Annotated in this window: 27 protein-coding genes, 2 tRNA genes and 1 riboswitch; of the genes, 19 read left to right on the top strand and 10 right to left on the bottom strand. The window is 39.3% G+C overall.

Annotated elements, in window-relative coordinates:
* The first annotated feature begins 127 nt into the window (after positions 1–127).
* The gene (locus MMP60_RS04200) at positions 128–763 is read left to right on the top strand and encodes a DUF805 domain-containing protein (protein WP_241335105.1); all 636 of its coding nucleotides are present in this window, start codon (positions 128–130) and stop codon (positions 761–763) included.
* Between the two features lie 88 nt (positions 764–851).
* A complete protein-coding gene (locus MMP60_RS04195) occupies positions 852–1,586 on the top strand; it encodes a hypothetical protein (RefSeq protein WP_241335104.1) in 735 nt (244 codons plus the stop codon).
* A 101-nt stretch (positions 1,587–1,687) separates the two neighbouring features.
* Here MMP60_RS04195 and MMP60_RS04190 read toward each other — a convergent pair whose 3' ends face one another.
* Positions 1,688–1,960, bottom strand: coding sequence for a hypothetical protein (locus tag MMP60_RS04190; protein WP_241335103.1), 273 nt, complete (start codon positions 1,958–1,960; stop codon positions 1,688–1,690).
* 97 nt (positions 1,961–2,057) lie between these two features.
* Entirely contained in the window at positions 2,058–2,936 is an 879-nt protein-coding gene (locus MMP60_RS04185) for an inovirus-type Gp2 protein (protein WP_241335102.1), read from the bottom strand.
* Positions 2,937–3,508: 572 nt separating this feature from the next.
* Between MMP60_RS04185 and MMP60_RS04180 the strand changes: the two genes are divergently transcribed.
* Positions 3,509–4,447, top strand: coding sequence for a hypothetical protein (locus MMP60_RS04180; RefSeq protein WP_241335101.1), 939 nt, complete (start codon positions 3,509–3,511; stop codon positions 4,445–4,447).
* A gap of 68 nt (positions 4,448–4,515) precedes the next feature.
* On the opposite strand, the gene MMP60_RS04175 is transcribed toward MMP60_RS04180, so the two are convergent.
* Positions 4,516–5,730, bottom strand: coding sequence for a hypothetical protein (locus MMP60_RS04175; RefSeq protein WP_241335100.1), 1,215 nt, complete (start codon positions 5,728–5,730; stop codon positions 4,516–4,518).
* A 160-nt stretch (positions 5,731–5,890) separates the two neighbouring features.
* Between MMP60_RS04175 and MMP60_RS04170 the strand changes: the two genes are divergently transcribed.
* The 3 genes from MMP60_RS04170 (at position 5,891) to smpB (ending at position 7,096) form a co-directional block, all read left to right on the top strand.
* Positions 5,891–6,175 (top strand): pyocin activator PrtN family protein, encoded by a 285-nt coding sequence (locus MMP60_RS04170; RefSeq protein WP_241335099.1) that lies wholly within the window; start codon positions 5,891–5,893, stop codon positions 6,173–6,175.
* Between the two features lie 126 nt (positions 6,176–6,301).
* Positions 6,302–6,496 carry an AlpA family phage regulatory protein gene (locus tag MMP60_RS04165; RefSeq protein WP_005217922.1) on the top strand — a complete coding sequence of 65 codons (195 nt, stop codon included), beginning with the start codon at positions 6,302–6,304 and terminating at the stop codon, positions 6,494–6,496.
* Positions 6,497–6,622: 126 nt separating this feature from the next.
* A complete protein-coding gene (smpB, locus tag MMP60_RS04160; protein WP_241335098.1) occupies positions 6,623–7,096 on the top strand; it encodes an SsrA-binding protein SmpB in 474 nt (157 codons plus the stop codon).
* 35 nt (positions 7,097–7,131) lie between these two features.
* On the opposite strand, the gene MMP60_RS04155 is transcribed toward smpB, so the two are convergent.
* From MMP60_RS04155 to rluD, 3 genes are all read right to left on the bottom strand, one after another.
* Entirely contained in the window at positions 7,132–7,704 is a 573-nt protein-coding gene (locus MMP60_RS04155) for a flavodoxin family protein (protein WP_241335097.1), read from the bottom strand.
* 83 nt (positions 7,705–7,787) lie between these two features.
* Positions 7,788–8,528, bottom strand: a complete 741-nt coding sequence (pgeF, locus tag MMP60_RS04150; RefSeq protein ID WP_241335096.1) for a peptidoglycan editing factor PgeF — start codon at positions 8,526–8,528, stop codon at positions 7,788–7,790.
* Positions 8,529–8,614: 86 nt separating this feature from the next.
* The gene (rluD, locus tag MMP60_RS04145) at positions 8,615–9,664 is read right to left on the bottom strand and encodes a 23S rRNA pseudouridine(1911/1915/1917) synthase RluD (protein ID WP_241335095.1); all 1,050 of its coding nucleotides are present in this window, start codon (positions 9,662–9,664) and stop codon (positions 8,615–8,617) included.
* 71 nt (positions 9,665–9,735) lie between these two features.
* Here rluD and MMP60_RS04140 point away from each other — a divergent pair, with 71 nt between their 5' ends.
* Both MMP60_RS04140 and MMP60_RS04135 read left to right on the top strand, forming a co-directional pair.
* The gene (locus MMP60_RS04140) at positions 9,736–10,815 is read left to right on the top strand and encodes an outer membrane protein assembly factor BamD (protein ID WP_241335094.1); all 1,080 of its coding nucleotides are present in this window, start codon (positions 9,736–9,738) and stop codon (positions 10,813–10,815) included.
* Positions 10,816–10,945: 130 nt separating this feature from the next.
* Positions 10,946–12,823, top strand: coding sequence for a CHC2 zinc finger domain-containing protein (locus MMP60_RS04135; protein WP_241335093.1), 1,878 nt, complete (start codon positions 10,946–10,948; stop codon positions 12,821–12,823).
* Positions 12,824–12,834: 11 nt separating this feature from the next.
* Here the strand turns inward: MMP60_RS04135 and hemA are convergent, their stop codons facing one another.
* Positions 12,835–14,118, bottom strand: a complete 1,284-nt coding sequence (gene hemA, locus MMP60_RS04130; protein ID WP_018677858.1) for a glutamyl-tRNA reductase — start codon at positions 14,116–14,118, stop codon at positions 12,835–12,837.
* Positions 14,119–14,197: 79 nt separating this feature from the next.
* Between hemA and MMP60_RS04125 the strand changes: the two genes are divergently transcribed.
* From MMP60_RS04125 to ribB, 10 genes are all read left to right on the top strand, one after another.
* Entirely contained in the window at positions 14,198–15,916 is a 1,719-nt protein-coding gene (locus tag MMP60_RS04125; RefSeq protein WP_241335092.1) for a tetratricopeptide repeat protein, read from the top strand.
* Between the two features lie 4 nt (positions 15,917–15,920).
* On the top strand, positions 15,921–16,502 hold the full coding sequence (lolB, locus tag MMP60_RS04120) for a lipoprotein insertase outer membrane protein LolB (protein ID WP_241335091.1): 582 nt from the start codon (positions 15,921–15,923) through the stop codon (positions 16,500–16,502).
* Between the two features lie 13 nt (positions 16,503–16,515).
* The gene (ispE, locus tag MMP60_RS04115) at positions 16,516–17,349 is read left to right on the top strand and encodes a 4-(cytidine 5'-diphospho)-2-C-methyl-D-erythritol kinase (RefSeq protein ID WP_241335090.1); all 834 of its coding nucleotides are present in this window, start codon (positions 16,516–16,518) and stop codon (positions 17,347–17,349) included.
* Positions 17,348–17,422: transfer RNA gene (locus MMP60_RS04110), tRNA-Gln, on the top strand. Before ispE ends, MMP60_RS04110 begins: the two co-directional genes overlap by 2 nt.
* A gap of 86 nt (positions 17,423–17,508) precedes the next feature.
* Positions 17,509–17,583: transfer RNA gene (locus MMP60_RS04105), tRNA-Gln, on the top strand.
* A 100-nt stretch (positions 17,584–17,683) separates the two neighbouring features.
* Positions 17,684–18,637: a ribose-phosphate pyrophosphokinase gene (locus tag MMP60_RS04100; protein WP_005056564.1), complete on the top strand. Its 954-nt coding sequence runs from the start codon at positions 17,684–17,686 to the stop codon at positions 18,635–18,637.
* A gap of 97 nt (positions 18,638–18,734) precedes the next feature.
* Positions 18,735–19,031, top strand: a complete 297-nt coding sequence (gene rplY / locus MMP60_RS04095) for a 50S ribosomal protein L25 (protein ID WP_018677862.1) — start codon at positions 18,735–18,737, stop codon at positions 19,029–19,031.
* A gap of 19 nt (positions 19,032–19,050) precedes the next feature.
* Complete coding sequence (gene pth, locus MMP60_RS04090) at positions 19,051–19,632, top strand: aminoacyl-tRNA hydrolase (RefSeq protein WP_241335089.1); 582 nt, start codon at positions 19,051–19,053, stop codon at positions 19,630–19,632.
* Between the two features lie 146 nt (positions 19,633–19,778).
* Positions 19,779–20,159 (top strand): aspartate 1-decarboxylase, encoded by a 381-nt coding sequence (gene panD, locus MMP60_RS04085; RefSeq protein ID WP_241335088.1) that lies wholly within the window; start codon positions 19,779–19,781, stop codon positions 20,157–20,159.
* A gap of 218 nt (positions 20,160–20,377) precedes the next feature.
* Positions 20,378–20,535, top strand: a riboswitch (FMN riboswitch).
* Positions 20,536–20,629: 94 nt separating this feature from the next.
* A complete protein-coding gene (gene ribB / locus MMP60_RS04080; RefSeq protein WP_241335087.1) occupies positions 20,630–21,289 on the top strand; it encodes a 3,4-dihydroxy-2-butanone-4-phosphate synthase in 660 nt (219 codons plus the stop codon).
* Between the two features lie 50 nt (positions 21,290–21,339).
* Here the strand turns inward: ribB and MMP60_RS04075 are convergent, their stop codons facing one another.
* Complete coding sequence (locus MMP60_RS04075; protein ID WP_241335086.1) at positions 21,340–22,014, bottom strand: HAD-IA family hydrolase; 675 nt, start codon at positions 22,012–22,014, stop codon at positions 21,340–21,342.
* Positions 22,015–22,107: 93 nt separating this feature from the next.
* Here MMP60_RS04075 and MMP60_RS04070 point away from each other — a divergent pair, with 93 nt between their 5' ends.
* Complete coding sequence (locus MMP60_RS04070) at positions 22,108–22,875, top strand: hydroxymethylpyrimidine/phosphomethylpyrimidine kinase (protein ID WP_241335085.1); 768 nt, start codon at positions 22,108–22,110, stop codon at positions 22,873–22,875.
* Positions 22,876–22,933: 58 nt separating this feature from the next.
* Here the strand turns inward: MMP60_RS04070 and MMP60_RS04065 are convergent, their stop codons facing one another.
* Both MMP60_RS04065 and MMP60_RS04060 read right to left on the bottom strand, forming a co-directional pair.
* A complete protein-coding gene (locus MMP60_RS04065; protein WP_241335084.1) occupies positions 22,934–23,626 on the bottom strand; it encodes an SDR family oxidoreductase in 693 nt (230 codons plus the stop codon).
* A 10-nt stretch (positions 23,627–23,636) separates the two neighbouring features.
* On the bottom strand, positions 23,637–24,233 hold the full coding sequence (locus MMP60_RS04060) for a glutathione S-transferase family protein (protein ID WP_241335083.1): 597 nt from the start codon (positions 24,231–24,233) through the stop codon (positions 23,637–23,639).
* Positions 24,234–24,269 lie beyond the last annotated feature (36 nt).

Below are 24,269 nucleotides of genomic sequence, written 5' to 3'. Positions count from 1 at the left end.
GAATAACAATAAAAGCTGCTTTGTGTTGTGAGCTGGAGCATGTTTGAACACTGACGGTAAATACTCATCAAGATCAATTTACCTGTAGGTCTAACATCTCTCCAATACATAAAATAAGGACACGAAGATGAAAGGCAAGATTTTAGATTTCACGATTCAAACCAATATGGGAGTTATTCTGGGTAACGACCAAAAACGTTATAACTTTGTAGGTAGTGAATGGAAAGAACAGCAAGCACCTGTTCGAGGCAATGAAGTTGACTTTGATGTAAATGCTGAAGGTCAAGCCACAGGTATCTACCTTGATTTCATGACTGTACCTGAAACTCCGCAACAAACTAAAACACCAATACCCTCTCCAACTTTTATTGATGGCAATCCAAATGATTCAACAAAAGCGACTGCCAACAACGTTGAAAGTATCCTTACAAGCTATCAACAAGCCATTTTGACCTGCTTTAAAAAGTTTGCAGATTTTAAGGGCCGTGCTAGACGCAGTGAGTTTTGGTATTTCGAGCTGTTTTGTGTATTGATGAGCCTAGCCTTTAGCTTTATCAGTGAAGATGCGGCAACCATTGCCATGATCGTCACATTCATACCAAATATTGCAGTCAGTGTCAGACGTTTACATGACATTGGGCGTTCAGGTTGGTGGATGTTAATCGCGCTTGTACCCATTGTAGGAATACTTTTATTGCTGTTCTGGGCTGCTCAAGAAGGCGAACCTACAACAAATGCCTATGGTGAATCACCTAAAGCCTAATCAATAACAATCATTCCACCGTAACTAAATAAGAATCTGTACATCCCTGCCTGCACAGCCCATGCATGTACATGTTTTAGGAATCATCATGAATAAAAAAATCATCATTACTTTACTGGCAGCCTGTTTCATGCAAGCTTGTACTAAAAATGAATCCACAGAAAAAGCATCATCAAATAGCACTCAAACAGAAGCTATTAACGCCAATAAATCTGACTCTCAAAAGTTTATTGATCAAGGCAAAAATGATATTGCAACCTATGGAAAAGAGACCTTGCAATACCTTCTTGATCAGAAATACCCTGATCGCTATACCGCCTTTTCAGTTGATAATGTTAAGTTCCTACGTCAGCAATCAGAAGATCTTTTTCTTTATACATGGAACATCCGTTTTTTAGACAATCAATCGGATGATGTCTATGGCTGTGATAGCCAACAACTTTCATGGAATAAAAAAACCTCAGATATTGAATCGATCTTAAATGAAACTTGCTTTAATATCATTGAGCGTGGCAATACCCCTGCAAGTCAAAATGAAACCACTACGACAATTCCTGCAACCTCTCCAGTTAAAATTGCGTTAGAACAAAATCCACATCACTCATTTATAACAATGATCAAAGTTCAATCACTCGTTGATGACGTATCCATTTCAAATGTCACAGTCAATCGTGGCAATTGCCCTTTATTGCAAAAAATAAATAATCCGATACGACTTGGTTTTGGACAAATGATGTCAGTAGATACAAGCAACTGTGGTAGAAATAAAATTATTGAAGTGGTTGTATCAACAAATCAGGGCGATTGGAAGTTTGGTTCATAAGTATTGGAATGATTTAAATTACTTCAATACATGAGTTTAAGAATTGTCAGCATGATGCATGGTTTAGGGAGGCAACGCCTCCCTATTTTATGTGTTCTGCCTTAGTAGAAAGCCTGCCCACAATGCTGGCATTGAAAGCAAGATTGCACATTTTGAGTTGAAGCAGAACCAAATACTGAACCTAACAAACCACCGACCACGGCCCCTGCTATCCCTCCAATGAGAGGCGACACAGGTAATGTTTTTGATAATGCTGCACCCATCGTTGCAAATGATGCTGATGATGCCAAGCTAGGGGTACCAGCCTGTGAATTACTGTTTTGTACAATACGGATCACATGCTCTGAATGGCAATACGGACAATTGATTTGCATAAGATACCTCTGGAATAAGAAAGGCTTAGTACGATGCTAAGCCAATAAAGAGAAGATGTTTCTCATCTAGATGGTACATATCTGTTTATGATTTCAATTAACGCTGTGACATACCAAAGGTACGCATCCTCCTAGAGGTCTTCACACGGAGATATTGTTCCTTTTCAGGCCGAGCCAAATAAGAGATTGTTGAACGCATCTTATCTGCTTGATAAGGGACCTTGCTATAAATCACTCCAATGCCAACGATCCCCTGCTCTTCATATTGCTTTAGGTATCTACGATCATGACAGTTAAAATAGCTTCCATCACCGCCTGTAATATCTTCCCAGAGCTCACCTATTGCCTTAGCTATACTCCATGCGCTTGTGCGCTTACGCTCATCAAAAACTAATGCCACATGGCAATGGTAGCCTTTCCTTTCCCCCTGCTCTAATGCCCAGACCAATAGCAATATGTCATCTCCATAAATGGAACGATTGATTCTTTTTCTTAGTTTTTCTAAATCATGATCAACCTGTTCAATATCAGGATTTATTGTATAAGCCAAATCCACCCGTACAACTAACAATGCAGAATAATCCCTCTGCAACTCACATAACCGATCCTCTAACTTTTTGGCATTTAACCTTTCGTTATAACGATGCTGTCGCATTTCATTGAAGTGGTCAGCTCTAGCTTGATTGAAATACCTTTGCCAGTCTCTAAATGAAGTTTGCTTTAAACGATTGTAAAGGGAACTTGATGTTTCATATTTCAGATCATAGTCATACAACAGACTACAAAATTGATCGATTAAGCATGAGTAGCTAAAGTCAGGGTTATAGACTTGGTGGAAGTTTAAGAGATGGTGTGTGAAGTTTTCATAGAATGATCGTGGTTGTCGTGTTGAATCCATACCTGATTGAACAAACCTTTCAATATCTATCAATAGTGATGCTTCATTAATTTGTTTTTGGTTAGGTTCTACTTTCATGCTCACTTACCTGTAGTTTAGGGCTACATGAAGTGGCTACTGTGTAATTAATTACCTAAAGGCTTTAACATTATGTTTAGGTAGTATGAATCTATATTCTAAGGTAGTAAGTATTTTTGAAGCACATAGATAACATAGTTGTTAAAATAATAGATTAGTATTATTAACCAAGTCATTACACCTAACCTATAACACCTATAAGTAATATGATTTCCTCTATATGATCGATAGTTTAATATATTCATTTATGATATACAGGCAGATTTACTTCAATCATGGGTATTTACTTAATATCAAGTTATCCGATGCTATATCACTTTGCTGATTATATTCAACTCCATTAAAATTGAATAGGAGAAGGAACAACAAAGTAAAGACAACTCCTTCCATCTCTTACAGAAATTCGGCATGGGATTACATGTACAAACTGATAGTATCGCCCTAGTACACGATACTCGAATCTTATAAAAAAATAATGGGAAATCAACTGAAATCTCCCTAAAAACGCCCCTAAAACTCCTTCTACATTTAGCTAAACTGCATGTAAAGCTTACTGTAAGCAGGAGATAATCATGCACCCAAGCTCAGCTCATAAAGAACTTAATCAGCTCGTTAAAGCATCTACAGATGAGGATACGATCTGGCTTCTACATTTAATGAATAAAGATAATGAGGAGCACCGTTACAACAGTAACTTTAGTGATACAGACGACCTGTTAAACCAATCCACTATTAATATATTAAACACATTAAAAAATACCGATGAGATTAGAAAAGTGATCCTAGACAATTATGTAAATGTTAATGAGAGAGAGGTTTTTAATTTTATAGATAGTATAAAACGGTTTAAGGAAACTCTTAATATACGAGGAAAAGACCTTTCAGACTATAAATCGAATAAGCGTTTATTGTATTTCACCCTTTACTCGATGTCATCGGATATAGACCTTTCATGGCGTACCGTATGTACGATCCAAAATGATTATTTCAGGTTTCTGTATATGCTATTCATCTCACCTTTATATTCAAGATCCAACCGACTTCTTGAAAGAATAGAGCAACGGTTCAGTAAAGTGCTAAGTAAAAAGCCATTACACTTTAAAAATTTCGATAGTGATAGTTTTTACCTATGGGCTAAAAACTATATGGATCAAGATAAGGAAAATGGCAGAGTGCATAATAGTAGCAGCTATAAACCGTTGGCCCCTCAAGAGTATAGTATTGTCATCAATGCTATCTTTGATAGCCTATTAGATAAAGATGCTAACATCTACAAAGCAATAAAAATTCAGTTATCAAATGCTTGGTACCAAAAAAAGCATAGAGAAAAAAACAAGGGGCGAAAGCACCATTATTACTATCTAACTGATAGAACTCTCCAATACTTAGAAATTCTGGCGAAGAAGCACGCCGTGACCAACGAAAAGATAATTGAAGATCTTGTTTATGAGCTCTACAACAAAGAATGTATGGACTCTAATGGCAATGATCTTTACTCGCTTACACGTTAAGTATCTCAGTATATAAACATTCATGGATGGAGCTTCCCATCCATGAATGTCTATGCAGCATCAGTAATCTATCTCTTGACTTCTTCAAGCAGCTCAAGCACTTTTGTAGGTATGTCTGCATGATAATAGAAATGACTAGTCAAGTCAGGAACAAGAAAGCCATGCTTTGGTTGTTCTACAACATCAACCATAGTAGATCGAATAAGATCATAGATCTTATAAACTTCTAGATAGTTCAAATATAAGCTTTTTGCTGTAACGCTGAAATCGAATTTCTCGAACAAGATTTTTTGGGCTCTATCACTACAACTGTTCTCATTATCGAACTCTGAATAAATTGCCCTATCAAGATCGATTTCCTGTTCATAGATCAAAAGTAAAGCACCCAACAAGCTAATCCAGTTGGCATTAGAGTTTGAGAAAATACAATTATGAAATAGATGTTCGGAAATCAAGGAAAGGTGACCTATTACTTGCCGCTTATCTGCCAAATCAATGTCAGCATGAATTACTGTACCATCCCTATTGTCACTCAAGCTGAATTCCAGATACTTATGGTAATAGACTTTCTTCTTCGAATTAATTTCACTTGAGGTAAAGCGGGATTTGTTCACAACCAAATCGCCAGCAACAGGTCGGTAGTATAGCTCTTTTCGGAATGACTCAAACTCAACCAATAACAATGCTCTTAAAAAAACATATTCATGTTGAGCCTCTACATAACGCCCCTTTGCTGTATCTTTAGCAGAGTTCAATATCCTTAAAGTGACCATTCTTCGATATACATGACAGGCAACATTATGCTCAACATTAAACCATAACATCTGAGCCACCAACTTATGGCAAACTGAGTGAGAAGCCTTATCTATCTGTGACAATTCGATAAGGGTATAAACTTCCTCAACAAAATCTCCTTCAAATCGACCACTTTTCTTTAGACGCTCTTTTAAATGCCACAAAGGTATCATCACACTCTGTTTATGCATCTGATCTTGGATTTCACCTTGCTGTCGTTCATTTAAGTTTAGTTCAGGTATTTGCCATTTATGGTTCTTATCGAAGCTTGAGACAATTTCTATACCACACAAGAGATAGTGTCTATAAATTACTGCCTTCTGACCTGTGAGTTGCTTCTCTTCAAGTACTTCATCTATCAATTCATCTAATTGAGTATAAATGTCCTTTTTTTCCTCAGTAAAGGATTGGAGCGCAACCATATCATAGAAGTATAAGAAGTCTATAATCTCAAGAGCCGTGTTCTGAACATCGTTAAGCCTGGGCATGATTAACCTAGTGTCAAAAAAGGGAGTTCCGATTTCGACTTTGTACCACGATTTCGAACTTTTACAATGACCCCATAAGCGATCTTGAGAAATATTCACATAGCAACGAGACATTTCAAAGACATGCTTTAAGTCATTGTACAAATACAGGAGCCTCTCAATGTACGAGCTAAAGACAATTGATTACCTATTTTTAAAGTATCGAACTCCTCACATCAAGTTGGAAGACATTACCAAAGAGTTTTATCCACATCTATGCAAGGAAAGGGTTTTAGAGAAGGCTCGCCAGCAGAAATTCCCATTTGCCTGTTTTCGCCTTGATGATAGCCAAAAAGCTCCTTTTTTTGTCCGCATCGAAGAGCTTGCAAATGCCTTTGATGAGATTTACCGTCAGAGCCACTCCATCTTCCAAAACACGATGCAAAAAACAATCAAAACTACATAAGTAGAGATAGTGACATGTTTACAACTTTCGAGAGCAAATTTACAAACTCCTTAGAAGAATTAACTTTTACTAGTAAAACAAATTCACCAATATTCGTAATTATCAGTATTAGTGAGGTAGCATAGGATGGGAGTTGCACATAACTTTAATATTGATCGTAGAGTTCGAGCAAAAGAGTTTATGACACTGCTTTCTATTGGCAGAACCAAATTTTATCGAATGATTAAAAAAGGTGAAATTCCACAGCCAATCAGAGTTAGCGAGAAAGAAGTCTTTTGGCACGAATCAAGTGTTAAAAAAGTTGTAGAAAAACATAAGTAAAATTCTGATATGATAGCCTGCTAAATGCAGGCTTTCTTTTTAAATTAAGAGCCTTTTAAAACGGGTAACAAAACGGGTAACTCGGAAAAACTATAGAATTTAATTATTCTTTTTCAAAAGGTTGAGATGAATAAGATTGTTGTAAAAAAACATAATGGTGGCACGATTGCTCAGAATAAAAGAGCGCGTCACGATTACTTTATCGAAGAAAAATTTGAAGCAGGCATGTCTCTACAGGGCTGGGAAGTGAAGTCTTTACGCGCTGGTCGTATGACTTTGTCCGAAAGTTATGTCATTTTTAAAAATGGTGAAGCCTTTTTATTTGGTTCACAAATTCAGCCTTTACTGTCTGCCTCAACACATGTGGTTCCTGAGTCAACGCGTACGCGTAAATTGCTGCTATCTCGTCGTGAGTTAGAAAAACTTTTGGGTGCAGTGAATCAAAAAGGTTATTCATGTGTGCCACTCGCATGTTATTGGAAGGGTCGTCTGGTTAAACTTGAAATTGCACTGGTCAAAGGTAAGCAGTTACATGACAAGCGTGCAACTGAAAAAGACCGTGATTGGCAACGTGATAAAGCACGTATGTTGTATAAATAATCAAAAACCTCCTATCGGAGGTTTTTTATTAAAAATCAAATGACAACATGTTTTAATCTTATCTCAGCCAAGTATTTCCCAAACTTTCGTGCAGTTTCCAAATCACCTTCAGGTGGTGTGATTTCAACACTGGCATTATCAGATTGCGTCATTAAACCCAAAAAACTAGACATACGGTTAATATCTAAAGGGCTTCTTCCAGTTGGCATAAATGGTAAACCTGCCCATAACATACCATGCTGCATCGCAAATAAATTAATCTGCTGTAATACTGCAAGCTTATCACCGCTGAGTCCACCACCATTGGTAAAACCAGCCGCCAATTTACCCTGCCATGTACGCGCCAACCAACGCTTAGAAGAATCTTCCATAAACTGTTTTAAAGCAGAGGTTAAGCTCCCCATATACGTTGGGCAACCCATCACGATCACATCAGCTTGATCCAATAGCTCCCATTGTGGCGCAGCCACAGAAAGCAGATGCACGTCAGCACCTGCTTGCTCCGCACCCTGAGCAATGTATTGCGCAACTTTGGCCGTATGCCCATAAGGACTATGATAAATCACACAAACTTTAACTTGGGGAGTAATTTGCTCAATAACAGACATGGATAATTTAAAAACCAATGAATTGAATCAAGTTTAACATTTTTAACGAATACAAGGCGAATCAATAGCGTAAAGGATATGATTTATTGCATAAATACAAATGTTGCCATCCGCCCCGTTTTTGCATCACGACGATAGGAGAAATAATCCTCTGCTTGCTGATAAGAGCATTGATCACCACCTAAAACGGTTTCTATACCTAAGCGATTTAAAATAAAACGGGCAATCGCATACAAATCAGCCTGATATTTACCTTCAACTTGACCTGCAATAAAGGCAACGGCTAATTCAGGATATTTATCACAGAAAGTAGCTCTGACTTCAGCACCGACTTCAAAGCAAGGTTGGCTGATCGCAGCCCCTAGCCATGCCCAAGTGGGCTGCGACCTCATTTCAGCAACAGTATTTTCGATAATACCATTAGCGAGACCACGCCAACCCGCATGTAGGTTAGCGACTTCTGTACTTTCTGCATTACCTAAAACCACAGGCAAACAATCTGCGGTCATCATCATTAAAGCATGACCTAGACGTTGTGTTACTAAACCATCACCTTCTAATGCAATAAATGGAATTTGTTCATTCACAGTGTGACAAATAGTGCTATGGGTTTGCGTCATCCATGTGATTTTATCCACACCAAATGCAGACAACTCATTCAACACTAACATCCGATGCTGCTGAACACGTTCCGCATCATCATTGACATGTAAAGCCAAATTGAAGCCAGACAGATTTTGATTCAGCGTTGCAATGGTTTGAGGATGTTCAATACGTGTTTGCCCAACATAAATACCTTTGGGCAAACCTTGTACAAATTCCATAAAATTCCTCTCCTTGTGAATATATTCCTCACCTTTTTTAAAGGGAGGAACTGAACAAATCACCCTTGATGAAAAGGGAACTTTACTTAATACGCTTCATTTTCACGGCGAAGCACGTCCACCAACTGAGTAAAATCTTCTGGCCATGGTGCTTCAAACATCATTTCTTCACCTGTGCGTGGATGTACCAAACCTAATTTTGCTGCATGTAAGGCTTGGCGTTTAAAACTGCGTAGCATATCAATTAATGCTTCAGATGCGCCTGCAGGAAAACGTACACGATTGACATATACAGGGTCACCAACCAAGCCATGCCCAAGATAGCTAAAGTGCACACGGATTTGATGGGTACGCCCTGTTTCAAGCTGCGCCTGAATACGGGTAAAGTCACGGAAACGCTCTTTGACATTGTAATGCGTCACTGCATCACGCCCACCTGGTAATATCGCCATTTTGACGCGGTCAACAGGATGACGTTTAATCGGTTCATCAATTGTGCCACCCGCAATGATATTGCCATACGCAACTAAATCATAAACACGATAAACGGTTTTCTTTGCCAATTGTTTACTAAGGGAGAACTGTGCTTCCAAAGTTTTTGCAACAACCAATAAACCACTGGTATCTTTATCAATACGATGAACCAAACCCGCACGAGAAAGCTCAGCCAGTTTCGGTGCATGATAAAGTAAGGCATTGACCAAAGTACCCGTTGGGTTGCCAGCGCCAGGATGTACGACCATCCCAACCTCTTTATTAATCACAATAATATCGTCGTCTTCATAAACAATATTGAGGGGAATATTTTCAGGCTGACTTGAGGTTTGGGCTTCTAGCTCAACATTCAGCGTAAGTAATTCAGTCCCTTCACAACGATATTTTGGTTTAACAATGTTACCATTTACCAACAGATGCCCGTCTTTCATCCACTGTTTGAGCTTTTCACGAGAAAACTCGCTCCAGACTAATGCCGCGACCTGATCAATACGCTGACCGAGATACTCTTCATCGATTTGAATTTGCAACGATAAACGTGTTGCAGTTGCATCAGAATTATGATTATCTGCATCGACAGAATCTTCGAGTAAGAAATCTGTCTCAGAAAGGTTTGAATTGGAAGATTGTGTTGAAGTCATTTTGATGATCGATACAAAAATGGTTTAATAGCACCATTGTAGCTTATTGTCCCAAAAACAGAGGAATTTTTATGTCGCTACCCCATTATAAAATTACCATATTGGCTTTATCTTTAGGCGTAGCGTCTGTATTTGTCGGTTGTAGCAGTAATCCAAGCAAAAAAGAAGTGGTTGATAAAGGACCACAATCAAGTGAACAAGTCTATTTTGAAAAAGCACAAAAATCGCTTGAACGTAATCAATACACTGATGCGGTCAAATCGCTTGAAGCTCTAGATACCTATTATCCAACTGGACAATACACGCAACAAGCACAACTCGAACTCCTCTATGCAAAATTCAAACAAAAAGATTATGAAGGCACAATTGCACTTGCAGATCGTTTCATTCGTTTAAATCCACAGCATCCAAATGTTGATTATGCTTACTATGTTCGTGGCGTAGCCAACATGGAAATGAATTACGATAGCTTAATTCGTTATACCTCATTACAACAATCACATCGTGATGTCAGCTACGTTAAGATTGCCTATCAAAACTTTGTGGATTTGATTCGCCGTTTCCCAAGCAGCCAATACTCAGTTGATGCTGCTCAGCGGATGAAGTTTATTGGTCAGGAACTTGCTGAAAGCGAAATGAATGCAGCTCGCTTCAACATTCAACGTAAAGCATGGTTAGCTGCTGCTGAACGTGCACAGTGGGTCATTGAACATTATCCTCAAACACCACAAACACCTGAAGCACTCGCAACTTTAGCTTATAGTTACCAAAAACTAGGTGATCAAGCAACTTCTCAACAATATATTGAGATTCTAAAGCTTAACTACCCACATTTAGTCAAATCAAATGGTGAAGTAAATTTACGTGCCGCACGTAAAGAAGGCAGTTGGGTCAACCGTGCAACCTTAGGTTTACTTGGCCGTGAATCTAAAACAGTACAAGCAAAAGATCATATCGCAGCTGAAGTTGAACAACCAAGTTTAACCAATCGTTTAAGTTTTGGCTTACTTGATAAACCTGAAGTCGAAGAAGTTGATTCTGCTCCTATTGAAGAGCAAACTGATAAACCAAGTTGGATGAACCGTTTGAGTTTCGGATTATTAGATAAATCAGAAACCCCAAATACATCTGAGGTTAAAACTACAAACTAATTTACAATCATTCAAATCATAAAACAGGCAAGTATACCCTTGCCTGTTTTTCATTTTATGCAACAATGATTTCTAACATTCATACTTCATCATGATGTTATATATCCCAGTCCAAAACGGTTAAATGCGCATGGCAATTCCACAACATACGATTGATCAAATCTTAGATCGAACAGACATTGTCGATTTAATCGGTCAACGTGTGAAGTTAAAAAAGACTGGGCGTACTTATTCAGGCTGTTGTCCATTCCATCAGGAAAAGTCACCCTCACTCCATGTCTATCGTGACAAACAGTACTACCATTGCTTTGGTTGTCAGGCAAATGGTAATGCTATTCGCTTCCTCATGGACATTGATAATCGTAACTTTGTCGATGTGATGAAAGACCTGTCTAATCAGACAGGCATCGAATTACCAAAAGACAATCACGATAATAAAAAACTCTCTTATAAACGCAGTCCGCAGCAAGTTGTAGCTCCCCAAACAATACAACAAAAACAAGAGCAACCTACCCCATCTATCCATGAAGCATTGGATGATCATTTTGTCGATATGGATCGCGTTATGGACGATCCCTTTGCCCAATTTGATCCATCATTTTACATGGACGAACAAGTACAAGAAGGCAATCTCTATGATTTACTAGAGAATGTTGCCCAATTTTATGAACGCCAATTACCCAATAGTCAAAAGGCGCAAAATTATTTCAAACAGCGTGGTTTATCGGCACAAACGATTCAATTTTGGCGCTTGGGTTACGCACCAGAAGATTGGCAACATCTAGAAAAAGCTTTTCCACAAGATATTGATGGTTTAAAACAACTTGGATTGATTCGCTCTAGTGATAGTGGTCGAGATTTTGATTTACTCCGTGAACGGGTGATTTTCCCGATTCGTGACTCTAAAGGTCGTGTGGTTGGTTTTGGCGGTCGTGCTTTAAATGATGAAATTAAACCCAAATACATCAATTCACCAGATTCAGAAGTATTCCATAAAAATCAACTGCTCTACGGTTTATATGAAGGTCGTAAACTCAAAGCCAATGATTGGCTAATGGTTGAAGGCTATATGGACGTGATTGCCTTACAGCAGTATGGCATCAGTGGCGCTGTGGCAACACTGGGAACGGCGAGTAATGCCGATCATTTAACCACGCTATTTAAACAAAATTCTCGTATTACCATTGCCTTTGATGGTGATGCCGCAGGACAAAAAGCAGCACGACGTACCTTAGAAATCGCACTGCCATTGCTCAATGATGGTCGAGAGCTAAAATTCTTTGTCTTGCCAAATGAACATGATCCTGACTCGCTGATTCGTCGTGAAGGCTTAGAAAATTTCCAAAGGTTATTGCAGCAAGCTCCGCTGTTATCTGACTTTGTGTTTGCACATCTAACAGGACAACACGACGTCAGCACCCCTGAAGGTAAAAGCTTAGTCATGGGTGAACTACGTGAATTGACGGAGTTATTACCGAAGCAAGGCTCATTTCGTTATTTGTTGAGTCAATCTTTCCGTGAAAAACTCGGTCTCGGTAAACGCTTTACCCCACAAATCAGCCACGATGCTTCTCTATCTTTTAATATTCAAACCAAAGATGAAGATTTTGCAATCGCAATTTTAATGCACCATCCATTTCTTTATATTCATTTTGAAGAGTTACTCGCAGTTATTGATCAAACAGAATTGTTGGCTAAAATTTTGACTGCACTCAATATTGTCTTTGACGATTTACCTGATGATCAGGAATTGGCAACGTATTATGTACTCGGTGCATGTAGTCATTATAGCCATGAAATTGCAGATATTATGCAACGTACCAACATCCAGTCACTAACACAAGCACCTGAAATTGCAGATAAATTAGCTAAAGATTTTTCATTAAATCTACAAGAAAAATATTTAAAATTAAAACTTAGATCACCTATTTCATTAATTGAGTCACGTAATTTACGCCAACAACTCAATGAATTAACCAAACAGATTAGCTTGAAGTTATTGTCTTAATTTAAGTACAGCTACTGTCTTGGCTTACGTTCATGTTCAAACACGTCCTGTAAGTGCTGCTGTAGCCATTCAAGATAATCTGGATTTTCGGCTTTAGCGGCTTCTCTGAGTAAAATAGAAGTAGGATGCATCAGCTTTTGCGTCAAACGATGCGCAAATTCGTGCAATACCTGTTCTGCATCATGACCATGTTGTAGTGACTCTAAGGCATGTGCTAACTCATTTTGACTCACTTCTTCGCTATGCTGGCGATAAGCTTGAATCGTACCACTTGCCTCTTTGACTTTTTGTTGAGTCATCAATTGAGTTGCCAATTGATTGACCATGATTTCGGCTTCAACCGCAGCTTGACGACGCTGTGCTAAGTTTTCATCAATTACGCTTTGTAAATCATCAACGCCATACAAATATACGTTATCTAAGGATTCAACTTTCGGATCAATATCTCGCGGAACAGCCAAATCAACCATCAGCATTTGTTGATAACGGCGCTTTTTCAGTGCAACCTTAACGTCTGAATATTCAATCACTTGATGCAAACTACCTGTACAACTTGAAACCACATCAGCTCTATGCAAATTTTGTGCAAGTTCTGTAAAAGGAATGATTTCAACATCAACCTGATGTGCAATTTCTTGTGCTAACAAATCTGCTCGTTCACGGCTACGATTACAAATGAGAATTTTAGCGACTCCCATTTCTGCCAAATGCTTGGCAACAAGGCTATTCATCTCACCTGCTGCAACCACCATGACCGTCAGTTTTTCAGGATGGCTAAAGACTTGTGATGCAAGTTGCGCCACTGCATATCCCATTGAAACAGCATGGCTACCAACTGAAGTTTCAGAACGAACACGTTTAGCAGCATAAAAAGCATATTCAAATACGCTATTCAGTTCAGGTGAAACCGTTTCGGCATCTTTTGACAGCGCTAAAGCACTTTTAACTTGCCCTAAAATTTGTGGCTCACCCAACATCAGCGAGTCTAAACCACTGGCAACACGCATCAAATGAGTAACAGCTTGGGCATTCTCGTAACGATAAACATGATGAATTAACTGTTTTACATCAATATTATTCACTTGGGCTAACCAAGTCAGAACACTATCCGCATCTTCTGTCATGGCATAAACTTCAGTGCGGTTGCAAGTTGAGACCACAACTAAATCATTCAGAGATGAATGCTTATTTTGTTCAAGCAATAGCGCAGCTAATCGCTCTGCATTAAAAGCGACTTGTTCACGAAGTTCAACAGAAGCTGTTTGATGGTTGACACCCAATGCAAAGAAAGACATATCAGATCATCATTTCGCTAAATTTATGTTATTGTGCAACATCGGTGTCATAAAAAGCATTACTTTGGATCAATAAAAATTGCGTCAGCTATATCGCCGTACCATTTTTAGCGGCAAGACGATTCGACGGTATTCTACCACAATCTTGTTGTTAGGTAGCATGAGCTCGTATGTCTCTGCACAAGCAATACACGACATGTATGCAGATAAGAGTTTTGACCATGCATTACAACAAAGTATGGTGGCTGAATTTTCGCTTGCTTACGATGATATTGCAACTGCTCTACATAATTATACTGTGCTTGCCATTCAAAGTAATTCAACCACAATTAAACAGCGCGCTTTAGATGTCGCTTTAGAATATAACGATTTCCAATCAGCTCTAGATATTGCAACGCACTGGGTAGAACAAGAACCCAAAGATGTGCCTGCTTTATTTTATTTATCACACATTGCGCTAAAGACTCACGAATATGAGTTAGCTGCAACGACCCTTGATAAAATTCTAAATATTGATCCTACTGCCGATCTTGAGCAAATCTTGGCAGGGATTGCACCTGAACAAGCCCAAGATCGTGAAGTTTTACTCAATGCATTGCGTACAAGCAAAGAACGAGACAACCCCTCTATTTTGGCTTTAATTGCTGGCTTAGAAGCACAAGATGGCCTATATGAGCAAGCGCTGAATAATATTAATAAAGCGTTACGTCAACGCTCGAAGTCCACTAGTTTTATTCTCATGAAAGCAAACCTACTAATGGCTTTACATGATGACACTGAAACACAAAAATGGTTTGCTCAAGCTAGTCGAAGAAATAAAACCAATATTGATATACGCTTAGCAGAAGCTCGCTACTACATTCAGATTAATCAACAACAACAAGCTCTCAATAAACTCGAAAGCATCATTAAAGATTATCCAAAAACTGAGGAAGCATTATTTATTGCGGGCTTGACCAGTATTGATTTAAAACAATATGAAAAAGCTGAACAATACTTGGTCGAATTGCGTTTATCTGCTAAATATCAGAATGAAGCCTATTATTACCTTGCCATTAATGCACAACGTAAACAGCATTATGAAACAGCAAAAGCGTACTATCGCCTTGTTGATGGTAGTCTATACATCGTTTCACGACGTAATATGATCACCATTTTTGAAAAACAAGGACAACTCAACGATGCCTTACGCTTTCTGACGCAAGAACGGGTGAATTATCCACAACATGCAAGTTTCTTATATCAAGCACAAGCAGATATCTTAAAGAAAACGGATAATAAAAAAGCGGCTTTAACCTTGCTTGATGAAGCCATCAAAAGCTTACCCGATGATCCTGAACTGATTTATGCAGAAGTGTTATTACTTGATCCCTATACCGATCGAGATAAATTAGACAAGACATTAAAACAACTTTTGATTATTGAACCGAATAGCCCAACTTATCTGAACGCCTACGCCTATACTTTAGCATTACAGAATCGCCGTCTTAAAGAAGCACGAAAATATGCAGAATTAGCGCTTGATTTTGCACCTGAACAGGCCTCTATTCTTGACACACTAGGCTATATTGCGTTCTTACAAAATGATTTTGATACAGCTGCCAAAGTCTTGGGACAAGCCTATTCAATTAGCCAAAATATCAATATTGGTATTCGTTATGCCAAAGCGCTATATATGCAAGGTGCGCTCACGCAATTTAGCGAAGTATTACAGCAATTGAAACAAAAACATGCAAATGCCCCACAATTACAACAACTTGATAGCTTAATCTTACCCATCACTGTAAAAAAGAGTTAAACCCATGCACTTGTTTGCAAAATTATGTGTCGCAGTATGTAGCAGTAGCGTTCTATTGTTGACAGGTTGCCAACATTTAAGCCAACCGAATAAAGTAATCGCCTCCCCACAAGTGCAAGATGAAAACAACTTTAGCTTACAAGGTAAAATTGGGGTGCGCACACCACAACAATCGGGTAGTGCTTTTTTTACATGGGTACAACAGCAAGATCAATTTGATATTGAACTCACTGGAATTTTAGGGGTAGGTAAAACTCAAATTGAAGGTAGACCTGGTGAAGTGACCTTAAATAGTGCAAAAACAGGACTCGTCACCGCAGCCACTCCAGAAGAATTATTAGAAAAAGCAACAGGTTGGCAAGCTCCGATTATGCACTTAGCCTATTGGGTACAAGCTAAACCAGCAACTCAAAATGCACAAATCAGTAAAGATGAACATAATCGCCTCAAACAACTGATTGAAGATGGTTGGACAGTGGATTTTAGTTATAACGATATACAAACACTCCCAAACAAACTTTTATTGAAGCAAGCTCTTGCCGATGATAAAGAAAACCGTATTACAATGGTGATCCAAAACCGATAGTTTAGATTCCTTTATGATTAGAGTGCCTTCCCCTGCCAAATTGAATTTATTTCTGCATATCACAGGTCGTCGTGACAATGGTTATCATGAATTACAAACTATTTTTCAACTGATTGATCTATACGACTGGATGACTTTTGATCCAATTGCAGAAGAAAATATTCAAATTGAAGGTTTAAGCGAAGTCAAACTTGAACAAAATCTAATCTATCGTGCAGCACAACTACTCCGACCTCATGCAAAAAAACCATGCGGGTTGAAGATTCAAATTGAGAAAAATATTCCAATGGGCGCAGGACTAGGTGGTGGTTCATCCAATGCAGCCACCACGCTAATTGTGCTGAATCAACTGTGGCAGTGCGGCTTAAATGAACAGCAACTCGCTGATTATGGTGTACAACTTGGTGCAGATGTACCCATCTTTGTTTTAGGTCGTAATGCATGGGCTGAAGGGATCGGTGAACATTTATCATTCATAGACTTAGCTCAAAAACAATTCATAGTTTTAAAACCTGATTGTTTTATCAGCACTCAACAGCTTTTTTCGCAAAAAACATTGACAAGAGATTCTAAGATCACTACATTTTGCGCCTATCAGTTAGAACCTTCTAATTTTGGAAATAACTTTGAACCTTTGGCTCGACAGTTATACCCTGAAGTAGAAGAAGCAATGCAATATTTAGATCAATTTGGTCTAGCAAAGCTTACAGGTACAGGTGCTTGTGTTTTTATTGAAGTGACCTGTGAAATGGATATAAAGAAAATTTTGCAAAATGCACCATGTAAATCTTACTTGGTCAATAGTTTAGCAGAGTCTCCTTTAAAACATTTTTCAGTTACATGTTAGGGGCGTCGCCAAGTGGTAAGGCACCGGGTTTTGATCTCGGCATCCGTTGGTTCGAATCCAGCCGCCCCTGCCATTTCTTTTAGACAGACTTGTTTTTCATCGGTATTTGTTCAAATATATTGACATTATCATGCAAAACGATTAAAGTTCTGCCGCATTAGGGGCGTCGCCAAGTGGTAAGGCACCGGGTTTTGATCTCGGCATCCGTTGGTTCGAATCCAGCCGCCCCTGCCATATAATAGATTGTTTCCAAATTACCCGTTGGAAAAATTAAAAATTTTTCCCTTGCGCTCGGTCGAAGCATTGCTTCGCTTAACCCTCGCTCAGGTGCTTCATGCCCAATCTTGTCGTTTTCAGTGGAAGTGCTCATCCACAGTTCGCCCAAAAAGTCGTAAGCCATTTACATATTCCACTCGGTGCTGCTTCTGTAAGCAAGTTTTCTGATGGTGAAATTTCAGTTGAAATTACTGAAAATGTTCGTGGTAAAGACGTTTTTATCGTTCAATCTACTTGTGCGCCAACCAATGATAACCTGATGGAAATCTTGGTGATGGCTGATGCATTGCGTCGTGCAAGTGCTGGTCGTATCACCGCAGTCATTCCGTATTTCGGTTATGCACGCCAAGATCGTCGTCCACGTTCTGCTCGTGTACCGATTACTGCAAAAGTTGTTGCAGATATGCTAACAACTGTTGGTATTGACCGCGTTGTGATGATCGATTTACACGCAGACCAAATTCAAGGTTTCTTCGATATTCCAGTTGACAACATCTATGGTACGCCTGCGTTATTGGCAGACCTACGTCAACAACAACATGACAACCTTATGGTGGTTTCACCTGACGTTGGTGGTGTTGTTCGTGCGCGTGCTGTTGCAAAACAATTAGGTGATATTGATTTAGCAATCATCGATAAACGTCGCCAAAAAGCAAATGAATCACAAGTGATGCATTTGATTGGTGATGTAAAAGATCGTGACTGTGTCATTGTTGATGACATGGTAGATACAGCAGGTACATTATGTAAAGCCGCTGATGCACTCAAACAATTTGGTGCTCGTCGTGTCATTGCTTATGCAACGCATCCTGTTTTATCGGGTAAAGCACTTGATAACCTTCGAAATTCTGTCATTGATGAACTTGTTGTCACCGACACGATTCCTCTTTCAGATGAAGCACTAAACTTAGGTAAAATTCGCCAAGTTTCTGTTGCAAGCATGGTTGCTGAAACAATTCGTCGTATCAATAACGAAGAATCTATTAGCGCAATGTTCGATAGTTATCTATAATAGCCCAGCTTTTTTCTTAACCCCTAGCTCGCTAGGGGTTTTCTATCACTAAACTGGTCGCAAGTTTAGTCTCTTAAATCTCAATGAGGATATGCCCATGGCAAACTTCGTATTAAATGCTCAAGCACGTGAAGCTGCTCTACAAGGGAAAGGTGCGAGCCGCCGCCTTCGTCACGCAGCACAAATTCCAGCAATCATCTATGGTGGTAGCGCTGAGCCTGTAACAATTACTTTAGAACTTCGTCAAATCGTTAAAGCTTTAGAAAATAATGCTTTCTTCGAAGAAGTAATCGAAATCCAAATCGGTGACAAAGTTGAAAACGTTAAAATCCAAGCGTTACAACGTCACCCAGCTAAAAACACACCTATGCACGCTGACTTCAAACGCGCATAAGTGTTAAAGGCATAAATTAGTGTCAGATATTTCGCTAATTGTTGGTTTGGGTAATCCTGGAAAGGAATATGCCCAAACCCGCCATAATGCAGGCTTTTGGTTTGTTGAACAGCTTGCTGATCGTTATGGCATTTCCTTAAAAGCTGATCCAAAATTTCATGGATACAGTGGTCGTGGTCAAATTGAAGGCCATGATGTACGTTTACTCTTACCTACCACTTTTATGAACCGTTCTGGTCAAAGTGTCGTACCATTTGCCAAATTCTATCAAGTTGCACCTGAAGCAATTTTAATTGCTCATGATGAACTGGATATGGACCCTGGCGTTATTCGTTTAAAAACGGGTGGCGGACACGGCGGACATAATGGTCTTCGTGACATCGTTCCGCATATTGGTGCTAATTTCCATCGCTTACGCATCGGAATTGGACACCCTGGTTCTAAAGAACGTGTTTCTGGTCATGTGCTTGGCAAAGCTCCTAGCAGTGAACAAGCTTTAATGGATGCAGCCATTGATCATGCCTTATCCAAAGTGAAAATGCTTGTTGACGGGCAAGTTTCACAGGCAATGAATCAAATTAATGCATACAAACCCGCTTAAATTTAAACTGAATTGTTGATCAATCACGCTTGCCATATTGCATTTTTAAGCGCAAAATGCGCATCAAACCGCCTATCGCCAGCGGGAAACGTGACAAGTCAACCAATAAGATATTCATCTTAGGTCTTACTCAGGAGACGCTAGCCATGCTATCTCGTTTATTAAAATGTAAAATTCACCGTGCAGTTGTCACTCATGCAGAACTTCATTACGAAGGTTCTTGTGCAATTGATGGTGTATTAATGGACTTAGCAGGGATTCGTGAATACGAAGAAATCCACGTATGGAACGTAACGAACGGCAAACGCTTCACAACTTATGCAATTCGTGGTGAAGAAGATTCTGGTATCATTTCAGTCAATGGTGGCGCAGCGCACCAAGCTGATGTGGGTGATTTAGTCATTATTGCAACTTTTGGTGATTTCACTGAAGTAGAAGCAGACCTTCATAAACCACGTTTAGTTTATGCAAATCCAGATAATACCGTGAATCACACAGCAAACTGTATTCCTGTACAAATCGCATAAGCAGTAAAAAATTCCTAAAAAGCCAGTCAATATGAACTGGCTTTTTTATGGCTGGGTCGATACCAAATGCTAAATGGAACTCATCAAAATAACTCAAAAACAATGACTTCCCCCACGACAAAACCGAAACTTCATTTGCTTAAATTCATATTTCAATAGAACGATCCATTTCATAAATAGTTCCCTTTCCTCTCAAAAATCTAGCTATAATCGAAACACATCGCTTCAGGGCGGGGTGAAATTCCCCACCGGTGGTAAGTTAGGCTTTGATCATCACCGACCTAATCAGCCCACGAGCCTGTATATATATTTATATACTCGCAGATTTGGTGAGATGCCAAAGCCGACGGTATAGTCCGGATGAAAGAAGACGAAATTACCAGAACAACTTTGGTTCGTTTTGGTGCGCGCTTATTTTTACATCAGTCCTGAAATGTTCAACCGTATCCTATTTACGAGAGCGTTTCATTATGTCGAGTTTAATTCAACCCGAACTTTTCTTTTCAGCCCTTTCTCCTGCTGAACAACGTATTCAACAAGCTTTAGAAGACATTCGCCAAGGCAAACCAGTATTGGTAATGGATGATTTTGACCGCGAAAATGAAGCCGACTTAATTATTGCTGCTGAAACACTCACTGTCGAAACCATGGCACGAATGATTCGTGATGGCTCTGGTATTGTGTGCTTATGCCTGACAGAAGAATTGGCAGATCATCTAGAACTCCCACCAATGGTGGTCGACAATTCTAGCCAATTTAAAACAGCATTCACGGTAACGATCGAAGCAGCTCAAGGCGTTACGACAGGTGTTTCTGCTAAAGATCGCGTAACAACAGTTTTAGCTGCCACTAAAGATGGTGCTACTGCAAGTGACCTCAGTCGCCCAGGTCATGTATTTCCATTACGCGCACGTGATGGCGGTGTATTAACTCGCCGTGGACATACCGAAGGAACCATTGATTTAGCTCGCTTGGCTGGCTTAAAACCATCAGGTGTATTATGTGAATTGACTAATCCTGATGGTTCTATGGCATCGGGTATTCAAGTTTTGGCTTATGCTCAAACACATGGTTTAACACTCATTAGTATTGAAGAATTAGTTCAATATCGCTTGAAGCATAATCTCTAATCAAAGAATAAAAAGCCTCGAATCATCGAGGCTTTCCATCACTTCAATGGTTATGAAACTTTTCGTTCCACATTAAGTTCATCAACCTTGCTCATCAATTGGCTGAATTGTGAGATTTGGGCAATCGGTTGTGCCTGAACTAATTCTTCTGCTGTTCCATAACCATAATTTACAGCAATGGTTTCAATACCATTGGCACGCGCACCAATCACATCATATTGGCGATCGCCCACCATGATACATTGCTGTGCATCCAACTGCTCTTTTTCCAGAATATAAGCAATTAAATCAGCTTTATTGGTACGCTCACCGGTTAATTCACTACCATACATTGCAGTAAAATATTGATCTAATTCAAAATGAGCCAAAATGCGTTTCGCATAAACAGTCGGTTTTGCTGTCGCTAAAAATAGTTGATAACCTTGTACTTGTAACTGTTGCAACGTTTCTACGACTGTTGCATAGACTTCATTTTCAAATAAGCCAGTCACTGAAAAACGCTCGCGATATGCCGCCAATGCCTGCTCAGCGAGAGCATCATCGTGAGTATTTAATAACTTCGCTAATGAGGCTTTCAACGGAGGTCCAATTGTCCAATCCAAATCAACCTCATCGGCTAAAGGATGACCCAATTTTTCTAAAGCATAACGAATTGAGCGATGAATACCCGCTTTGGGGTCAGTTAAAGTCCCATCTAAATCAATCAGAATATTTTTGATCGTCATTCGTTCAATCTCTTAAAGCCTTACATAACATAGTCGAGAGTTTCTCGAAACTCCCATATACTAGCCTAAATGAGAGAATAAAAGGAAATGGCTGTGCGTCCTACCGTACTATGTTTTTCAGGTTTAGATCCATCGGGCGGTGCTGGCTTACAAGCAGATATTGAAGCAATTGGGCAAAGTGGCGCACATGCAGCAATTGCTTGTACTGCTTTAACCATTCAAAACTCACAACAAGTCTTTGGTTTCGAAGCAACATCAAAAGAGTTACTACTTGCTCAAGCAAATGCGGTAGTGGGTGATTTACCGATTAAATGTGTGAAATCCGGCATGTTAGGCACGACAGATAATATCGCAGCCTTAGCTGAGTTTTTACGTCAGCATCCAGCTTATCTATATGTGCTTGATCCAGTTTTAGTGGCAAATAGCGGGGGTTCATTGGGTGACCAAGCCACTTTAGTCAAAGCATTTGTTGAATTAATTCCATTGGCAACCGTGATCACCCCCAATACCGTTGAATTAAGAGCCTTAACAGGTATTGATGATATTGAGCAAGCCACTCAAAAATTATTTGAAATGGGTGCAAAAGCGGTATTGGTCAAAGGTGGACATGAAGATACACCTGACCATATTCGCAATGTCCTTTATGCTGATGGCAAAATGATTGCGGAAAGCCGTTGCCCACGCTTAGAGGGGCAATATCATGGTTCTGGCTGTTCTTTGGCAAGTTTTACTGCGGGGCGCTTAGCTCAGGGGGATTCACTCAAAATTGCCGTTCAACATGCAGAAACATGGTTATTTGGTGTATTAAAACAGGCTGAGACACCTGTACCCAATGGGCAAAAGGTTCCAAAACGCTTTTAATACTTTAGTGGCAGATGAATAGAAATATGCAGATTTCTATTCATCTACTCAAGGTACACTAACGATAGTTCACACCATTATTCAAATCAAAAACTTCACCACTTAAACAATTGGGGGCAGCATCTGCTAACCAAAATGCCATATCTGCAATTTCTTGTGCTTGGCAAAACTGCTGATTTAAAGTGGCTTCTTTTAAACGTTTCTGTCTCTCAATCGGAATCTTTTGCATCATCTGAGTTTCAACAGGACCAGGTGCGATGCTAAAGGTTTGAATATGATACTGAGCATGACTTCGAGCTAAACTACGCATCCCATTTATCAACCCTGCTTTTGAAATTCCATACCAAATATCAGGATGTCCAATTTGCCCTGCAATTGATGCAATACTAATGATGCGCCCAGATTGCTGTGTTTTAAACACATTCTCAGCCACATCTATACTCAATTGCATGGTGTGAATCAAATTCACATTCATAATGTTATACAGCTCATCCCACGTATATGAACTTGCCGTGAGTGTATTCATATAACCGGCATTATTAATCAGAATATCAAATTGTCCGATCTGCTCCATAACACTTTTAAGTTGCTTATATTGCAACATATCTGCTTGCCAATGATGTAAATGAGCATGGGTATATTGTGGTACGTGGCGAGAAATATTATGCACTTCATAATGCTGATCTAAGAATTTCTGGGCAATTGCTTGCCCAATCCCTTGACTTGCTCCAGTGATAACCACTTTTTTCATCATCAACCTATTATTCATCTAATTCAATAAAATGCGGTAATTGTTCGAAACGTGCTAGCCAAGCTTGAACATTTGGATACTGATCTAATTCAATGTTTCCTTGATGCACTAAAGCGATGTAGGGATAACAGGCAATGTCTGCAATCGTAGCTGATTCACCAACCAACCAATGTCTTGTTTTTAAATGTTGATTCACCACTGCTAATGATGCATGTGACATCACAGTGGCATGCTCGATATCAATGTTCGGTTTCTTGATCAAATGAAATGCCCGAGCTGCCGATAAACTAGAAGCAATTCTTTGATTGGCAAAAAACAACCACTCTAAAATACGTGTCATTGTGATTGTTTCTTGTGGGAACCAAAGCTGATGAGCATCATAGGTTTTGGCTAGATAGCATAAAATTGCCTGTGAATCATGAATATATCTCCCCTGATCCTCTAAAACAGGAATCTGCCCTAAAGGATTGAGCTTTAGAAACTCTGCCGTTTTTTGTTCTTGATAAAGTAAATTTACGGAGATTTTTTCATAGTCCAAATTCAGAAATGAAAGTAATAATCTGATTTTGTAACAATTTCCTGAGATTACAGTATTATAAAGTTTCATTGTCATCTTCTTTTGTGGTTATAGTTTGACTGTACC

Origin of the sequence: Acinetobacter sp. ANC 4805, from assembly GCF_022549495.1 — a bacterium.
Taxonomy (GTDB): Bacteria; Pseudomonadota; Gammaproteobacteria; order Pseudomonadales; family Moraxellaceae; genus Acinetobacter.
This window is presented reverse-complemented; position numbering and strand designations above follow the sequence as displayed.

What these genes read in the sequence shown, in the direction of transcription:
- MMP60_RS04200 (WP_241335105.1), top strand. Translation starts at nt 128, where the DNA reads ATGAAAGGCAAGATTTTAGATTTCACGATTCAAACCAATATGGGAGTT.
- MMP60_RS04195 (WP_241335104.1), top strand. Translation starts at nt 852, where the DNA reads ATGAATAAAAAAATCATCATTACTTTACTGGCAGCCTGTTTCATGCAA.
- MMP60_RS04190 (WP_241335103.1), bottom strand. Translation starts at nt 1,960, where the DNA reads ATGCAAATCAATTGTCCGTATTGCCATTCAGAGCATGTGATCCGTATT.
- MMP60_RS04185 (WP_241335102.1), bottom strand. Translation starts at nt 2,936, where the DNA reads ATGAAAGTAGAACCTAACCAAAAACAAATTAATGAAGCATCACTATTG.
- MMP60_RS04180 (WP_241335101.1), top strand. Translation starts at nt 3,509, where the DNA reads ATGCACCCAAGCTCAGCTCATAAAGAACTTAATCAGCTCGTTAAAGCA.
- MMP60_RS04175 (WP_241335100.1), bottom strand. Translation starts at nt 5,730, where the DNA reads ATGCCCAGGCTTAACGATGTTCAGAACACGGCTCTTGAGATTATAGAC.
- MMP60_RS04170 (WP_241335099.1), top strand. Translation starts at nt 5,891, where the DNA reads ATGTACGAGCTAAAGACAATTGATTACCTATTTTTAAAGTATCGAACT.
- MMP60_RS04165 (WP_005217922.1), top strand. Translation starts at nt 6,302, where the DNA reads ATGGGAGTTGCACATAACTTTAATATTGATCGTAGAGTTCGAGCAAAA.
- smpB (WP_241335098.1), top strand. Translation starts at nt 6,623, where the DNA reads ATGAATAAGATTGTTGTAAAAAAACATAATGGTGGCACGATTGCTCAG.
- MMP60_RS04155 (WP_241335097.1), bottom strand. Translation starts at nt 7,704, where the DNA reads ATGTCTGTTATTGAGCAAATTACTCCCCAAGTTAAAGTTTGTGTGATT.
- pgeF (WP_241335096.1), bottom strand. Translation starts at nt 8,528, where the DNA reads ATGGAATTTGTACAAGGTTTGCCCAAAGGTATTTATGTTGGGCAAACA.
- rluD (WP_241335095.1), bottom strand. Translation starts at nt 9,664, where the DNA reads ATGACTTCAACACAATCTTCCAATTCAAACCTTTCTGAGACAGATTTC.
- MMP60_RS04140 (WP_241335094.1), top strand. Translation starts at nt 9,736, where the DNA reads ATGTCGCTACCCCATTATAAAATTACCATATTGGCTTTATCTTTAGGC.
- MMP60_RS04135 (WP_241335093.1), top strand. Translation starts at nt 10,946, where the DNA reads ATGGCAATTCCACAACATACGATTGATCAAATCTTAGATCGAACAGAC.
- hemA (WP_018677858.1), bottom strand. Translation starts at nt 14,118, where the DNA reads ATGTCTTTCTTTGCATTGGGTGTCAACCATCAAACAGCTTCTGTTGAA.
- lolB (WP_241335091.1), top strand. Translation starts at nt 15,921, where the DNA reads ATGCACTTGTTTGCAAAATTATGTGTCGCAGTATGTAGCAGTAGCGTT.
- ispE (WP_241335090.1), top strand. Translation starts at nt 16,516, where the DNA reads ATGATTAGAGTGCCTTCCCCTGCCAAATTGAATTTATTTCTGCATATC.
- MMP60_RS04100 (WP_005056564.1), top strand. Translation starts at nt 17,684, where the DNA reads ATGCCCAATCTTGTCGTTTTCAGTGGAAGTGCTCATCCACAGTTCGCC.
- rplY (WP_018677862.1), top strand. Translation starts at nt 18,735, where the DNA reads ATGGCAAACTTCGTATTAAATGCTCAAGCACGTGAAGCTGCTCTACAA.
- panD (WP_241335088.1), top strand. Translation starts at nt 19,779, where the DNA reads ATGCTATCTCGTTTATTAAAATGTAAAATTCACCGTGCAGTTGTCACT.
- ribB (WP_241335087.1), top strand. Translation starts at nt 20,630, where the DNA reads ATGTCGAGTTTAATTCAACCCGAACTTTTCTTTTCAGCCCTTTCTCCT.
- MMP60_RS04075 (WP_241335086.1), bottom strand. Translation starts at nt 22,014, where the DNA reads ATGACGATCAAAAATATTCTGATTGATTTAGATGGGACTTTAACTGAC.
- MMP60_RS04065 (WP_241335084.1), bottom strand. Translation starts at nt 23,626, where the DNA reads ATGAAAAAAGTGGTTATCACTGGAGCAAGTCAAGGGATTGGGCAAGCA.
- MMP60_RS04060 (WP_241335083.1), bottom strand. Translation starts at nt 24,233, where the DNA reads ATGAAACTTTATAATACTGTAATCTCAGGAAATTGTTACAAAATCAGA.